Source organism: Cupriavidus sp. 05T313, assembly GCF_056396665.1.
Genome location: NZ_JBFTLX010000195.1, coordinates 1 through 15,080, shown reverse-complemented (window position 1 = coordinate 15,080; position 15,080 = coordinate 1). Strand labels below are relative to the sequence as shown.

Below are 15,080 nucleotides of genomic sequence, written 5' to 3'. Positions count from 1 at the left end.
CGCTATGGCCTCTCCCTGTGGCGCTATGCTGAACTTGACTGCCTTGAGGCACGACAATTAGCGCCAAGAACTGGGCGCGCAAGTTGTCGATACGGAAGCTCCGCTCAAGCGGAGCCTACTCAGGCCCAAACTGTATCGACCTCCCGCAGTAGATGCCCAGCCAGGATGTAGTCTCCCAGCTTCATTGCCTTTGTCTCCAAGGTCGCCAAGTCCTTGGCTGTCAGTTCGGTCAATGCGAACTGGCAGTAGAGATTTCGTTGTCTGAAGGAGACCTTCGGTCGAATGAGGCCCGCGATAAGTGCAGTGTGGGACCTCACAGCAATGTTCTCGTGCCCGCGATACTCCACGCAGATGCCAGCCTTCTGGCCTAAACGCCCGAGTTCAATTGCATCCTGCCAACCTAACTCGTAATCCAGTTCGACTCGTGCTATCCCTTCTGCCGCCAAGAGCCTAACGGCTTCTCCTTTGGTTCCAGCTCGGGCTGTCGTCATTCCTGTCTCCACTTACATCGTCCGACGTACGGGTCACCGGTCTATTTCTGCATGCTATTGAATTCAACTCAATGCCGTCTGTCCACTTTGTACAATGGCAGGACGCTCGTCACGCGTGCGGCCTTGCTGGAATTCGTTTGCAAGCGCGGAGAGCGGCCCATCTGCCTAAAGTGTTATTTAATTCTGACGTAAAAAAAATCAAAGTCAATATGTACTGGCGACAATGTCATTGTGACCACCCGCGTAACCAACCGGCACTTGACTTCTGCCAGACCATTGAGGGCGAGGCCGCAAGCTTCCAGCTAAGGAAGTATCCGACCCAATTTGGGTTGAGAGGCCGAACGGAGCGTAGGTTGGCATTGAGGGGTCCCCGTCGATGCCAAACGGGGCTCCAGGAAGCCCGCCGCGACTCTTCAATATTGCTTACCGTTGCAATGAATCCCATCGCGCAGCCGTTGGTTGTTGTCAAATGCTACTGTTGGCAACACCCAGAGTGACAAAGCTGTGCCGGCTTACAAATCTGACTTGAAAGTTATTTTGACGCGGTGACGGCAACTTGCGGACTTCAACTTATCGCATCCCGTCCGGTCGGTCGGCGATAAAATTCGGGCATTCTACGGACGTGGGGGGCTCGGGTGACGGGGGTGTAACCCGCGGTGGACTACATGGTCGGTGCTGCGAAGTAGCGCGACGCGCCACCAATACGAAAAACTGACGTGCGGGCGACCAGATTGGTTACGCGACTGGCGGCGAAGAGCCGTGACGGCAGGGGGAAAGCTTTGAGCATTTCCGCGTCGAGGTCGGAGTAAGGCCTCAGCTTTGGGTAGTCCGGGGGCGTGCCACTCGCGGCGAGGAGTGAGGCCTCCCCTGCTTAGGAAGGACGGTGTTGCACCCAAGCAGGGAAGCGCTCATCAGTTTCGTCGGCGGAGATATCTCCAAGGTGCGTGCAGGCATCGGCAGGCAGGGCAATGTGATACTCCTTGCGCCATAGCACTATGACGGTGAACCTGACGACGCGAATACGCACCTCTCTKGGGACGGGATACTCGGAAACGTGCGATGGAAGCACCTCCATGCCAACATGCCGCCGGACCTCACAGGTGAGCATCCCTTTCTCCTCGCGTCGAACCAACTCTTCGCGCGCGAAGTGCAGATGCAAGTATAGGGCGCGCATGACAAGCGCGAATACCAGCAGAACCATGACTGTCAGCACGATGATTCTCCCCAATGAGAACGGATTCCCTTATTTGGGTCAGGCAATTTGCGTGCCATTTCGTTAGCGTTCCACCAGGCCGGTCGTAGTCATGTACTTGCAGCAAACGTTCAGGTCAGGGTCAGTTTGTCTCAGTCACTCATTGTGATTGATAAGACCGGTCCGGGGCATTGGGCTTTGTACGGGTTTTGACGGCCGGAGAAGGGCCTTTACTGCGACGTGTTCGTAGATTATTTGCGGCGCCGCGATTGGCGTATTGGTTGCAGTTGGCTGCTGGCTCGTGTGGATGCGCCGGAGCGGCAGAGTGTTGCCAGAAATAAAAAGGCCCCTCGTCACGGCGAAGGGCCTTTCTTCCATCTCGACTGCCTAGGTGCAACGGCGACTACATCTTGCGAATCTGCGAGGCTTGCAAGCCCTTGGGACCTTGCTTCGGCTCAAATGCCACCTTGGCGCCCTCATCCAGGGACCGATATCCCGTACCCTGGATTTCCGTGTGGTGCGCAAACAAATCCGAGCCACCGCCGTCGGGCGTAATGAACCCAAAGCCCTTTTCGTTGTTGAACCACTTCACAATGCCAGTCGCCATTTCATCCTCGAAGCAACGCGCATGCATACCGCATGCAGAAATAAAAACCCAATCTAGACATAATACTGCACCATGGGAATCTCGCCCTCGATTGCAGGAAAGTCGTCCGAGTCACCAGCATATCCGAGGAAACGCCTTGCAGCCAAGCCGGTCTAGGGTTTACCACTGTAGCGCGCCTTGGGGGCGCTCAAGCTGAAAATGGAGCGACTGCTCGCTACCGCATATCCTAATTTGAGAAAGGAGAAAGCGAACTGAATCAATTCCAGTTGGTCAGCGCCAGCACGTCAGCACCCCTGTCGAGCATCGCGGCCTGCTGAAGCAAGTCAGTAGGGTTTCGGGGCATGGCAAGAGTGCCGGCTAGGGTCAACTTTGCCTGAGCCGCTGCCCGCAGCCTTGCCGCTTCGTGGCGCAGGGCCTCGATGCCAGACGAAACAGTCCAGCGAGTCCTTCTCCCGCTGCGAGCGCCGGGTAGCGACGCGTCGTTCGTGGTCATCGGAGAAACGAGAGCTTGATGCATATTGACCTTCAAATTTTGCTATGCCCGGTTTCGCTTGGCGGTGTCTCGCGAACGGGCGTTCTTTTTTGTTGTGGCAGGCATGCCAGAGTGTTGCTGGCCGGCAGCGGCGATGAACTCGCCGATGACGCTGCAGTAACCGCTCGCTCATTTAACTGAACCCAGATGACAACTCAGTGTCAGGCAAGTGCCGAATAAGACTGATATCACCGGGGTGCGGGTTAACCTTAGCGCTGCGTTATGGGGACTTGCGGGCCGCCTACCATGCCATCGGTGGTGAAGACCGCAATGGCCAAGAGATAAGCCGGAAAAGTCTGGTTAATTCTCAGATTAATAACTCTTAATTCTTCATAGACTGGCGATGTAGTCCTGCTACCACCCGCGTCACCAGCTTCCGGCGACGCGGGTCTTTTTTTGGGGGACGAACGCGCACCCTATGTAGCTCTAACGAAGGTAATGATGAGGGCCGTGAGTGTAAGAGGAAGGCCATCCGAGTGAGAATCCGGGAAATCCCTCCTCGGCCCTGTCCCCCGTTTCGTTGAAGGCTCGTGGTCTCGCGCGCCGCGCGTAGAGCGATGCTCTCCCTGATTCCAAATCGCGCAGGGTGGCATTGTCTGCACAGGGCAGTGTTTCCGATAGGTTTTCAGCCGTGGAGGGGGTGATATCGTGTCATCGAAGGAGTTTGATTTTCTGGCCACATCCGCCTTTGGAGCAATGCCATGGACCCCTGCGCAGTAGCGGTGCACTGTGATGAGGCGAGCTTTACCGTGGACCTTTCAGACGGCCGGAGCCTTCGCGTTCCGCTAGCGTGGCTTCCTCAACTTGCGAAAGTCACTCCGGAACAACGTCAAGCTGTTCGCATTTCGGCGACTGGTCTGCATTGGGACGCCATCGACGAGGACGTCAGCGTCGTGGGGCTGCTCAAGACTCTCGCAAGGTTACCGTGGCAACGTAGGTAGCCCGCCTTGGCCACATACCGGCAAGCAACCACCCAACAGAAAAAGATGCCCTCAGCCGGGTAGACCAAGGGCCAAACGTCCACGAAGAAGTCGGGCAACCCTCGCAGGTCACCCGTGTTCAGTATCTACCACCCCGCACCTGCCCGCAACCTGGGTGCAGAAAGGCAGTAGCACCGCCCATCAGTGCTCGTCTCCTCATGCAGCTCCCTTATTGCCTCTTCTTCTGCAGGCGCGCAGGCGCGCATTGGGTTGGATTTTCCCGCCTGCATGGGCGCAACGGTCTCAGGTCGGCCAAAGATTGCCGCGCAGCAGTTCACACCGGACTGGGGCGTGGTTGCCGCACTGAAGGTCTCCTTCTTGCGGCGGCGGGCATACAGCTTGCTTGTGCCAATGCAAGTACGCGAGAAATGCCTATGCTTGAAGCGTCCTTTCTATAGTCTCAGCCAATGGGTAGGACAATATGAAGCTGATAGTTCACCATTTCCATGCGCAGCCACCTCATCACGGTGCAAGGTACTACTTGGGGCTAGCCGCTCTTCTTCTTATACCAGCCGCTATCTATGCACTCGTGGCGCTCTGGTCAAAGCCCTGACGGGCCTCCACTCTGGAAACCTCTTCGTTGGCAATGTGAACGTTCCCGCCATCGCATCGTATAGACGCGCGCCGGGAAATTTGTGTTGGTGCAGGCACGGAGCGCGTTCCGAACCGTGCTGCAGTACAAATGCAATGATGCAGGCGCGTGGCTCAAGGAAATCAACGAAGCCTAGTGCTATCAGTTGATGATGCGCGTCGAAACCAGTCTCACCCCGCACTTTTCCTAGCGCCATGTTGTCGGAGTGATAGAAGACGGCGAGAACGGCATTGGGACGGGGTTCGCCGGGGACACCGTGTTCCCGACGACCTTACTTTTCGTATCTGGGGCAATTTCTCCTGTGCCCGATAGCTACCGCAAATGCACTGGCTACGGGAATGGCAGGGCGATTGCTTGCGCGAGTGTGGCTATTCCTTGGCGCTCAGTGCTCAACCACGGACTGCCTCCGCGCAGTTGCGACAAGGCGTATGCTGTGCGACAGGCTATTTCGTCTTGAAAACGAGTTGGGTACTGTGGGGCCGCTGGCTAACCCCATCATCTCTCATCAGGAGGGCGTATGCGCATACTGGTCGTTGGAGCCACAGGGCTCCTTGGGAAAGAAATTGTGGGCTTACTTTCGGAAGAGCATGAGCTGATAGGGGCCAGTCGTAACCGTTCGGCGGTCTCAGTGGACATCTCCGACAAGCAGTCGATTCTGGCGATGTACAAACAAGTGGGCACGGTTGACGCGGTGGTCTGCGTAGGCGGCACCGTGAAATTTGCTCCCTTGGCAGCCCTAACCGACGATGACTTCGCATTCAGCMTAGCCAATAAGCTGATGGGGCAAGTCAATCTTGTCCGGTATGGGGTTCCATACATCTCCCAGGGCGGCTCGGTTACGCTCACCAGTGGCCTGCTCGCGCAGCATCCGATGCTCGGTGGCGCTGCAGTGAGCACCGTGAACGCCGGCATCGAGGCGTTCGGGCGGGCAGCAGCGCTCGAATTGCAAGGCAAGATTCGCGTGAATGTCGTCAGCCCGGGATGGGTGTCGGAGACGCTCGAAGCGATGGGACGCGACCCTGCAAAGGGTGTTCAGGCGGCGGTGGTCGCACAGGTTTACCAGAAATGTATTCTGGAAGACATTTCCGGGCAGGTGGTCTCGGTCACCCACTGAATCGCATCGTCGACGCGCCGCTCCAAGTTCCATGGCAAAGTGTGGTTGGTACGAAGTTGGCGGTAAGCCATCCAGCAACATTCGTCATCGTGTCCGTTCTCGCCGACCACGTTCCCTTCATTCGCGCGTTGGCCTTGAAACGAAGCCGCGGTACGGGCCCAGTGTATAGGTCCGCAGTACGCTTGTCGGGCGAGAGGGAGGAGGGCCATGACCATGCCAAATTTCTCGATAGCGCCGCTGGAGCAACGACTCGCCGCTGGCCAGGACTCCGTTCTGCTCAGAGTCACGCTTGCACTGGCGTACCAGCAACAAGGAGAGTTGGCCACTGCCGTTCCTCATCTTGTCAAAGCTACCGAGTTAGACCCGCACTATTCTGGCGCTTGGCGGGCCCTCGGGGTTCTCTACGTGGACCTCGGCCAAGATGCGAATGCGCGTGTAGCATTTCGGAAGGGAATCGAAGCCGCGAGAGACCATGGCGACAAACAAGCTGAAAAAGAAATGATTGTGCGTCTTCGACGTTTGGACCGGCAATCAAGCGCTGCTGGCGGTCAGTCAGGGGAGGCCAAGACGTAGTCGTGCACGAGAGAAGTATCGCCCGAGCAACACCTGCCCAATCTGCCGCCCGAGCTCGAGAGTCAACCTCACTTTGACTTCGGCTGCGCGAGAGCCCGATGGAATGCGGCCACCTCAGTTCAGGGCTGGGGCGTGCTTCCGAAAAAAATCTCCGAAAATAAAAATTCCTGCAAACCGTTTGCAAGGATTCTGGGCAATCACCCCGGTTACAACACCTATGTGAAATGGGTGGCGCTATTAGAAAGGCTCTCATTTTGTACTGCTGGACACGAGCGCCTATAGCTTACGAATCTTTGATGCTTGTGGGCCTTTTTGGCCTTGCGTGACTTCGAACTCTACTTTCGCGCCTTCCTCGAGCGTCTTGAACCCGGCACCTTGGATTTCCGAGTGATGCGCGAACAGGTCTTTGCCGGCATTGTCCGGCGTGATAATGCCGTAGCCCTTCTCGTTGTTAAACCACTTCACGATACCAGTTGCCCTCTCATCCTCGAAGCCAAAAGCATGCAAACTTGCATGCAAGGAAAGTTGTCAAAACGCTGAGCTCCGGCGCGGGATTCGCTGCCAGCAGCTTTTGTGTCCTTAGCATATCGTGTCGCCTCCCTAGCACCAAGCGGTCCGTCGCTCGGGTTTACCTTCGGCGATGGACAACCGGGCGAGGGTGGGATGCTGGTGGGAGTGATGTCCTTTGGGATAAGACTTGAGCATAGGAGGCTCGGGTCTGATGGAACCAATCGCGACGTGTGAGCGGAACCTCGCCTCATTTGTCGTGGACTCAGGACTTCACTTGGCCGTCGCATGCGGAATTAAAAATCGTTCATATCAGAATTAATTAATTCGACGTTGGCTGGCGCTCGGCGAAAGCCGAAGAATAGCGCAGGCGGAGATTATGGTTGAAGCAGTGCTACCCATACATTTGGCCGATGGCATGCCTCTAATTCTTGCGACATACTGCCTCAAGGTTTGCACGTGTGTCGGAAGGCAGGATAAAAAGAATGATAAAAGATATGCGGATTCGTGCGGCCAGGTCGGCAGATATGCAAGCCATCTCGCAGGTGTTCCATTCCTGCGGTTTGCCGAGCGGCGATATAGACACCACGGGGCGCTTTTGCAGTCTGGCCGTCCTAGGTGAGAACGTAATCGGCTGCGCCTGCGGCGAAATGTATGGCGAGACGGCCATCATCCAAGCCGTCGCGGTTTTAGGTGAGTACCGGGGTCACCGCGTTGCCACCCACCTTGTAAGGGCCATCTTGATGCGCGCCCGTGCCAATGGCTGCACCAAGGCTACAGTGCTCACGCCTGAGCATCCCACATTCTTTGCCCGTTTCGGGTTTACGCTTACCGCCTTGGACGACATGCCGCAGGAAATGCAGCTATCGAAGGAATTCCTTCGACGCTTTGGCGCGAGGACGCATTACATGTGCCGTCGACTCGATTGAAGCCCCATGGCGACTAACGAGCATCGTGATGCTGATAGCAGCGGCGCTGGTTCTTGCCTTGGTCTTCCGTGCGCTATATCTGCATATACAGGTGGCGCACGCAGAGTTGATTCGCCGTGACACGAAAGGTGTGCTCAGCTATGAGGTGCGGCGGCGCGTTTATATGGAGATACTTCCCTTGCATGTTTCGCGATACCCCGAGCCCAGGGAGGTGCGCACCCGTGTACTTCGGCTTACTGGTGTGGTGCTGTGGCGCAAAGCATTAAGCATCGCACTGCCCACCGAATCTTGCGCGCGCCTTGGGGATGTCTCTGCTAGGGAATTTGATGGCCGCTTCCCCCCGTGCTTGCAGCTGGGCCCATCTCGGGGATGGTAGCAGGGTATGAACGCACCCCCCCCCAGTTTCGTGGTCGCAACCTCGGTCATTCGGACTACCTCAATTGGGGTACGGCGCAATTGGGAGAGCCTACCCAGAGCGGTCACATCGGCGCCGCTCGCGCCTAAGCGCGCCCACAGGTACCTGGTTCCGCTCGCTGCGGGGATATGGCTAACGTGACACAAGTTTGGGAATCGTCCCACCAGGTGGCCGTTGAGTCAGGCTAAGGCCTGGGTCCGTCAATGCGAGGGGGTCACGGTGCCCGTGCCATTGGCCGACTTGCTGCACGCGCGGCTGCTCACCAGCTTGGCGAAAGGCCGTGAAAGTTTGGACGGGACCGCGATTGAACTTGCCACAGCGGTGGACGCAGCACTGGGCTGAAGCAGCTTCGATTAGGTGGCGCGAGACCCCGTTGGAATGTGGTCGTGCGGCAGCGGGGCTCGGCACTGGCAGGCCGGAAAGCGCTAACTCGGGCGGGAAATGGCTAAACTCGATACCTACGTTTGCTAAAAACTTCTTCCTCAGCAAGAGTCCTATAAAAATCAATATTTAGAACTCGTAAAGTGCTTAGGTAGGCTAGCGCCTTGCGCCAGAGTGTCGTTTAAGGAGGGAGCTGGCGCGCGGCGCACGCCGGTTGATGGGCCTTGCGATTTAGCCGTGGGCGCGGCATTGATATCTGGCGTCTCGCGCTCCCTGGTCTTACCTTGGTTCAATGCGGATAACTGTAGCGCCACTGTTGACCTTATCGAAGGTCGCATTGACCTTATCGCCTTCCTTCGGCTTGGAGAGGCTCGCTTTATCCTTCACCGGGAATGACATCGTCATGGCCGACATGCCAAGGTTCTCAATGGGGCCGTGTTTGAGGGTACCTTGCCATTTGCTGCGTCAACCTAGAGGCTCAGCAAGGGCCGTGCCTCCGAAGCCGTCAAGGGTCAACGGTCGGCCACTGTCTTGCGTCAGAACCTCTTTCAGAGTGGGACAAGCAGCGCAACTGTCGTTGCGGATTGTGCGCCGAGCCTATCCGCATTCGCGCGAGGCGGTGCCTCACGCGGAATCCCTGGGTAGAAAGCGGCATCCTGATGCCCTTGTATTTGCAGCGCGGTCTCTCTCTTTGCCCTGCCGTTTCGCCCATAGGCGCGAGTCTGTCCCTGTCTTGCGGGGCGGTTTCTTCTGTTAGTCGTCGTGCCCGTGCCGGCGGTGTTCACCGTGCTCACGGCGGCCCCGCCCGTGCCAGTGCCGCTCGCCTTGGTGGTCGTCATTATCGCGTTTCCGCCAGTAGGGGGCGGTGTAGACGGGCGCAGGAATCACGACCACAGGGCGAGAAACGTAGACTGGCCGCGGTGCTGCGTACACCGGCGGGGGCRCATAGACTGGCGCTGGTTCTGCGTAGACGACGCCAGGAACGCCGATTCCAATATCCACGTTTACATGCGCTTGCGCAATGGAACCGATTACGAGTAGTGCACCGCCAAGTGCTCCAATGATTGCGATTCGTTTCATTCTTTTCTCTGGATTAGATTAGGCGGGTGTAACTTTACTTGTCCCGGCCATCGGCGATGGTTGCCGACAAAATGCTATCAGGCGCCCGCTTCAAACGCAAAACAGGTTGTTTGGCATTTATACGACACAGCCGCTCCCAAACTCCGGGGCGGTGTAATCATGCGAAGCTGTTTCCAGGGCCGTGATTGAGGCTACAACTTGCTGTACATGCCTTCGGCCCTGCCAGGAAATTTTGACGATACTGTAGCGACCCTGCTAGCCGACCGACAACGCGGGTCCGCTGGCTTTCGAATGGAATACGTGGCTGGTATAGCTGTCTAGCGTATTCGCCGCGATTGCCAGAATGATGTCCAGAATATTTTTTTCACAGTAGCCAGCATGAAAAAATGTCTTGACCTCATGCTCGCTAGGGCGACCGCGATGGATGAACATGGCCCGTGTAAAGCTGACGAGGGCGCGAAGCCGGGCATCGGCCAGAGGCTTGCCGGCACGGATTGCCGCCACTATCTTTCCAAATGTCTCACTGGCGATGCAGGCGGCCTCGCCAGATGCCGCCCTATCGTAGTTGCGGCCACTAGCAACCGCGAGTACGAGAAAGACAACACGCTGTTCGAGCGGGCTCAGGGTTGAGTCCTGACTCAACGCCCGRCAGCAAATCTGGTACGTGGCAAACAATGCTGGCGCAGCGGCCATGGGGGCGTTCGTGGTCGGGATGGCGTCCGTCTCATCGATTGCCTCGCAACGGGTGTCACTATCATTGGCAGGCACGATTTCATGTTCGGCAACGCACAGCGAAAGGCCAGTACCATCAAGCATGTTCTTCATCGCTCAAGTTTAAGTTGGGTGATTGCTGTTTGGTCTGCTTGCGACGAGTCGGCAATGAACGCTCACACCGCAGACGCTCGGCACTCATCCTCGACCTATCGCTCATACGTGCTTTTCATGTTTCCCTCCATCACTCCGGTTCTTGATTGCTGCAGCGCTCCATAGGGCCCAACAAGTGTCATGACCTCGGACTAAGGTACTTGCTAACCGCTGACTGCAATACGCTTCATGACAATCTTAAGAAAGCGCTTGAACTCTACGTCACAAACTGCCGACCTGCGTATCGTTTTGTGAAATAGCAACAGACGAAATGCAGGGAGGGGGGTCTCTGCGTGCGCCTCTCGCGGATTGAACAAGAGCTGGTCTCATTTTCCTGGGCTCAGAACTTGGCGAGTGTCCAGGGTGGGAATTAAGAATCGTTTATATCAGAATTAAGGCGTTCAATATTAGCGGTCCAGGCGCGAGGCGAGGAATAGTGCAGCGGACGTTATGTTCGAAATGGCGCCACTAACACTCATCTGGTTAGCTAATAGCAGCCGTTGAACTCCTGCGACATATTGCTTGGATATCCGCCACGTCCTGCCGTGAGCCAATGCTCGAAGGCACGGAGAAAGCTGGCGATACATGCGGAAGCAGACGCTAGAGTTCGACCCTCATGGCTGCCGCAGTGCTGACACTGGTGTCGGAAAATTCACGAAAAGCCAGCAATTCTGGGGGTACGGCCACACGGTCGCCAAGTATCTTCGATACCGGCGCACCCAAGAAGGCCGGTCCGGCCTCGGCTGACATGAAATTGCACCGCTTCGCTATGTATTTCGCCAACGGACAGCGAGCACGACCGAAGCAATGCTTCCACATCACGAAAGTCTGCCTTGGTCGCACGGCGCGGCCTCATAGCATTACTTGTGAATCCAAAGAGTGATGACGAACGCCTTGGCGTTCCCGCTGTTAACCACGAGCATAGCGCGCACCCATCTTAGTCATCGTAGTCGTCATGCCAGCGTCGCCATTCGCGTCGGCGCTCGCGCCACTCGCGTTCGCGCCAGCGCTGCTCCCGCCACGCACGCTCCTGCCAGGCACGGGTCCGCCAGTCGTCGTAATAGTAGCCCGGGGCAACTACCACAGGCGGGGGCTCGACAACCACCGGCGCAGGCTCGTAGTAGACAGGGGGAGGGGCGACAACCGCTGGCAATGGGATGCCGATGCCGATACCTACGTCCACCCGCGCTTGAGCAACGTTCGAGGCAAGTCCGGTCACCCCGGCAAGTATCAAAAGTGCTGCGACCCTTCGCATGGTTTACTCCGTTTCCTCTTACAGAGACTCTAGGCCGGCTTGGTTCAATGGTGTATTAGCGGACTCGTACAACGGTTACTTTCTGTAACGCGATGTGGGGGCGCTTGCTGTCCAGCCGGATTGGGGCGGGCTACAACATAGCCGCGCATTTTCGGCGTGGGACCGGGGTCGGAGTACTTCCGAAAGGACGAAGGAACCCGCGCTGAGAGTGGAGGCACATTCGGCCACGCTTGCGAATCAGGTTTGCCTGTTTCAGAACTTACGGATTGTCACGAGTTGTGGGTCAACTCGGCTTGGGGCAATACCGTTTTTGCCTGTAAGCGCGGTGCATTGCCGAGCTATTAAAATTCCCTAGGAGTTCATCTCATGAAGAAGCTGTTCGTTGCTCTCGCCTCCGCAGCCCTCGTCGGTACTGTATTCGCGCAGACTGGTGTGCCGGCTTCCGCGACTCAGCCGCAAGGCGAGGCGACGAAAGACCAGGTAAAGGTCGTCAAGGAGAAGAGCGCCACGCAGGCGAAAGCCGATAAGAACAAGAAGAGTGTCAGCGCGCAGGGCGATGTGGCAAAGACTCAAGCCAGCGCCGGCAAGGAGAAGGCTGACGAAAAAGCTGACGCCAACAAGTCTGCCGCCAAGGACACCCACTACAAGCCGAGCAAGATGAAGGCCGCCAATACAGAGGCTGGTATGGCGAAGACTGAAGCAACGAGTGATTCCGACAAGGCGAAGGCCAAGGCGGATGTTGCGAAGCCGGGAACACAGACCGACGCTGCGAAGGCTGCAACCAGTGCCAATGTAGACAAGACGAAGAAGCAGTAAGCTGCTCCCATCGAGCGGACGGGGGGGGGTACGTTGCCAAGGCAAAGGCCATCGCGACGAAGCTCGAGTGCAGGAGCTTTTTGGAGAGTGCCAGTTAGCTGGAATGCCGGCTTGGCCTCTCCGCATTTGTCAACACTAGTGGAAACGCCATGAAGCCCTTTCTCGCATTGCTGATTGCCGCATCTACGCTGCTCGGCGGTTGCGTCGTGGTTCCGTACGATGGCGGGTACCATGGTGGATACTATCGTCCGGAGTATTGGGGCCACAGGCACCAGGGATACCATGGCCACCATGGAGACGACGACTAACGTGGAATTTGACGCTTTCGTTGCAACCGAAACTCTAGCCATTCAGCCTCRCCATCCGATAGAACGGCATCGGCCTGCGCGTAGCGCCAAGCCAAAATCGACATTTGCCGCGCTGTCAGGTAAGGATGGCGCGACAGATGACGTTTCCGAGGCGGTCGACTAGCCCCGGCTGTGCGCGCAAAGCCAAGCCGAGAGCGTGGCCTGTATTGAGGATGTCTACAATTTCCGCGTGCTCCGCGCATCTAGCGTTCGCAATGAGCGGCTCGCCGATGGTGGCCGGAACGACAGTGTCCTTAGTAGCGCGGACGACCGTTAAGCGGCCAGGAAATGTCGCCATCTGTTCGAAGACAACCGGGCGCCGCCAGCTTTGCGGTGAGCGGAGTATCTTGGTGAAGGCTGGCGCGAAGGAAACCTCGAAAAGAGTAGTGATGTTCCAAGTCGGGACCCGTCACTTCCGAGTTCGTACTCGCGAGGGTGCTTCGAGGGTGCTTAACTCGGCGTCGGAAACCTCGACCTGTTCGATGTGCAGGTCTTTCATTGACCGGACTTCATCGGCGCTGGAACACCAAGCCGTCCTCTGCCGGGCGAATCTGCACCCTATGCGTCTTCCCTTTTGACGCCCACTTTGCCAGCGCGCAGCGGCCGCTCTTCAGCATGGCGTCCTTCAGCAAGTTATAGGGCTTGCCGCCCCGCTTGTCGGGCGCGACGAAGTACGCCTTGTCATAGAACAGTGGGTCGACTGTCTTCTCCGGAATGAACGCCACGATTTCGACGACATGGCTTGCGCTTTCCTCCAACGCCTTTAGCTCTTCCGGCGAGAATAGGACATAGCGGTCCTTATCAAACTCATAGCCCTTCTGCAGGTCAGCACGCTCAACCACCTGACCGGTCTTCTCCGAAATGTACTGTTGCTTGGCACGGGAGCCGTCCTTGCACATGTAGTTGAACTTGACGGCGCTCTCACTCTCCGTGGCGGTGTATAGCTTGACCGGTATGGAAACCAAGCCGAAGGAAAGGGACAACGATGCGATGGAACGGGCCGGCATACTATCCTCCACGCCTCGACACTGTTGCACTGAGCAACTGAGGCAAGCGCACGCGCGCTAAGGTCAGCTTAGCCGCTTAAGTGCTGTCGTCAATGACTGCCGCGTCGACCAATAGCCACTCCATGGGTCCTCGGTTTGGAAGCTAAGGTACTCGCGCGCTGTCACGACAGTCCATTGCGCGCCACTTTTCAGCGACATAAGCTGCTCCCACGTCACTGGCATGGACACCCCCAAGCCAGGGCGGGCCCGGGCAGAGAAGGCTGCCACGGTCGTCTGGCCCATCCCGTTGCGCAGGTAATCGACGAAAACTTTCCCCTTACGATTGGCGGGCCCGGACGTAGCAGAAAACCTTTGGGGGATGGTTATGGCAATGTGTTGAACAAATGCCCGGGAGAATCCCTTCACGGTATCGTAGTCAAGCCTTGGCGACAGCGGCACCACTACGTGCAAGCCTTTCCCGCCGCTGGTTTTCAGCCAGGCTTTGAGCCCAAGTTCAGTCAGTAGCGTGTGGACAAGGAGTGCCGCTTCCTGCATGTGCGGCCACTTCAGGTCTTCGCCAGGGTCCAGGTCGAAGATGACCCTGTCAGGCTTGTTGAGACGCTTGGCCATAGAGTTCCAGGTGTGGAACTCCACAACATTCATCTGAGCAGCAGATACAAGCGCGTCCAGGTTGTCGACGGTGAGCAGAGCAGCGTGGCCCGGCCACAAGGCGGGGTCGTGTTCTTTGAGCCCCGGCATCTTGCTCTCAGGGTGTTTTTGAAAAAACAGTTCTTCGGTGATGCCATTGGGCGCGCGCAGCATCGATAGTGGGCGGTCCTTTAGGTGGGGCAGCATCCAGTCGGCTACGCTTTCGTAGTAGCGAACCAAGTCGAGCTTGGTGAGCCCCGTCGACGGGTCGATGACCCGTTCAGGGTGGGTCACCTTCACCAAGCTGGGTGCCGGCGCTGAAGCTGCGGTCTTGGCCGCTTCCCGGGTGATTTGGCTTGCCGGTTTGTCAGTACGCAAACCTTTGAACGAGGCTTGTCGCACGTGACCGTCAGGCGTCCACTCGGCGAAGGCAACCTCTGCCACCAGCAGCGGCTGGACCCAATGCTCGCTGCCCGCAGTGCGCTTTGACCAGCGCCCGGGCTTAACGGCTTTGGCGTCAAACGGCGCAGAAGGAACTTCAATTGCGGTCAAGCGGGTCCACAGGTCTCGGCCGGTCTTGGCATCCCAACCTGTGCCGACTTTGCCGGCATAGCGGAGCTTGCCATCCTCGTGGTAACCCACCAGTAGGCTACCGACTTCCTGGGGCGCTCCGCTTCGGTCTGTGAAACCGCAGATGACGAATTCTTGGCAGAGTGTGCATTTCGCCTTGAGCCACGTTTGCGTTCGTGTCGACACATACTCGACACATAC

The 15,080-nt window shown here is 57.3% G+C and carries 14 protein-coding genes and 1 pseudogene; 6 read left to right on the top strand and 9 right to left on the bottom strand.

Annotation, left to right across the window (positions count from 1 at the left end; all coding sequences use genetic code 11):
• Positions 1 to 119 precede the first annotated feature (119 nt).
• From AC1DKD_RS30640 to AC1DKD_RS30630, 3 genes are all read right to left on the bottom strand, one after another.
• A complete protein-coding gene (locus tag AC1DKD_RS30640) occupies positions 120 to 491 on the bottom strand; it encodes a PHA-granule associated protein 4 (protein WP_441629773.1) in 372 nt (123 codons plus the stop codon).
• 871 nt (positions 492 to 1,362) lie between these two features.
• A complete protein-coding gene (locus AC1DKD_RS30635; protein ID WP_441629775.1) occupies positions 1,363 to 1,704 on the bottom strand; it encodes a hypothetical protein in 342 nt (113 codons plus the stop codon).
• A gap of 382 nt (positions 1,705 to 2,086) precedes the next feature.
• Positions 2,087 to 2,290: a cold-shock protein gene (locus tag AC1DKD_RS30630; RefSeq protein WP_441629777.1), complete on the bottom strand. Its 204-nt coding sequence runs from the start codon at positions 2,288 to 2,290 to the stop codon at positions 2,087 to 2,089.
• A 511-nt stretch (positions 2,291 to 2,801) separates the two neighbouring features.
• Here AC1DKD_RS30630 and AC1DKD_RS30625 point away from each other — a divergent pair.
• The 4 genes from AC1DKD_RS30625 to AC1DKD_RS30610 all read left to right on the top strand — a co-directional run bounded on the left by AC1DKD_RS30625 (position 2,802) and on the right by AC1DKD_RS30610 (position 6,081).
• Complete coding sequence (locus tag AC1DKD_RS30625; protein ID WP_477144089.1) at positions 2,802 to 2,963, top strand: hypothetical protein; 162 nt, start codon at positions 2,802 to 2,804, stop codon at positions 2,961 to 2,963.
• A gap of 560 nt (positions 2,964 to 3,523) precedes the next feature.
• Positions 3,524 to 3,763, top strand: coding sequence for a DUF2442 domain-containing protein (locus tag AC1DKD_RS30620; protein ID WP_441629781.1), 240 nt, complete (start codon positions 3,524 to 3,526; stop codon positions 3,761 to 3,763).
• A 1,148-nt stretch (positions 3,764 to 4,911) separates the two neighbouring features.
• On the top strand, positions 4,912 to 5,508 hold the full coding sequence (locus AC1DKD_RS30615; RefSeq protein ID WP_477144088.1) for a short chain dehydrogenase: 597 nt from the start codon (positions 4,912 to 4,914) through the stop codon (positions 5,506 to 5,508).
• Positions 5,509 to 5,715: 207 nt separating this feature from the next.
• Entirely contained in the window at positions 5,716 to 6,081 is a 366-nt protein-coding gene (locus AC1DKD_RS30610) for a tetratricopeptide repeat protein (protein WP_441632275.1), read from the top strand.
• Positions 6,082 to 6,357: 276 nt separating this feature from the next.
• On the opposite strand, the gene AC1DKD_RS30605 is transcribed toward AC1DKD_RS30610, so the two are convergent.
• Positions 6,358 to 6,546, bottom strand: a complete 189-nt coding sequence (locus tag AC1DKD_RS30605) for a cold-shock protein (RefSeq protein ID WP_441632277.1) — start codon at positions 6,544 to 6,546, stop codon at positions 6,358 to 6,360.
• A 527-nt stretch (positions 6,547 to 7,073) separates the two neighbouring features.
• Between AC1DKD_RS30605 and AC1DKD_RS30600 the strand changes: the two genes are divergently transcribed.
• Positions 7,074 to 7,517 carry a GNAT family N-acetyltransferase gene (locus tag AC1DKD_RS30600; RefSeq protein WP_441632279.1) on the top strand — a complete coding sequence of 148 codons (444 nt, stop codon included), beginning with the start codon at positions 7,074 to 7,076 and terminating at the stop codon, positions 7,515 to 7,517.
• A gap of 1,075 nt (positions 7,518 to 8,592) precedes the next feature.
• Here AC1DKD_RS30600 and AC1DKD_RS30595 read toward each other — a convergent pair.
• From AC1DKD_RS30595 to AC1DKD_RS30585, 3 genes are all read right to left on the bottom strand, one after another.
• Positions 8,593 to 8,727, bottom strand: coding sequence for a copper-binding protein (locus AC1DKD_RS30595; RefSeq protein ID WP_441632281.1), 135 nt, complete (start codon positions 8,725 to 8,727; stop codon positions 8,593 to 8,595).
• 921 nt (positions 8,728 to 9,648) lie between these two features.
• The gene (locus tag AC1DKD_RS30590) at positions 9,649 to 10,218 is read right to left on the bottom strand and encodes a carboxymuconolactone decarboxylase family protein (protein WP_441632285.1); all 570 of its coding nucleotides are present in this window, start codon (positions 10,216 to 10,218) and stop codon (positions 9,649 to 9,651) included.
• Positions 10,219 to 11,194: 976 nt separating this feature from the next.
• A complete protein-coding gene (locus tag AC1DKD_RS30585; RefSeq protein ID WP_441632287.1) occupies positions 11,195 to 11,512 on the bottom strand; it encodes a hypothetical protein in 318 nt (105 codons plus the stop codon).
• Positions 11,513 to 11,878: 366 nt separating this feature from the next.
• Here AC1DKD_RS30585 and AC1DKD_RS30580 point away from each other — a divergent pair, with 366 nt between their 5' ends.
• Positions 11,879 to 12,328 (top strand): hypothetical protein, encoded by a 450-nt coding sequence (locus tag AC1DKD_RS30580; RefSeq protein ID WP_441632288.1) that lies wholly within the window; start codon positions 11,879 to 11,881, stop codon positions 12,326 to 12,328.
• A 798-nt stretch (positions 12,329 to 13,126) separates the two neighbouring features.
• Here the strand turns inward: AC1DKD_RS30580 and ku are convergent.
• Positions 13,127 to 13,682 (bottom strand): annotated as a pseudogene (gene ku / locus AC1DKD_RS30575) (non-homologous end joining protein Ku); the annotation flags it as partial.
• 63 nt (positions 13,683 to 13,745) lie between these two features.
• Positions 13,746 to 15,080: DNA ligase D (gene ligD, locus AC1DKD_RS30570; RefSeq protein WP_477144087.1), on the bottom strand; the 1,335-nt coding region annotated here is incomplete at its 5' end.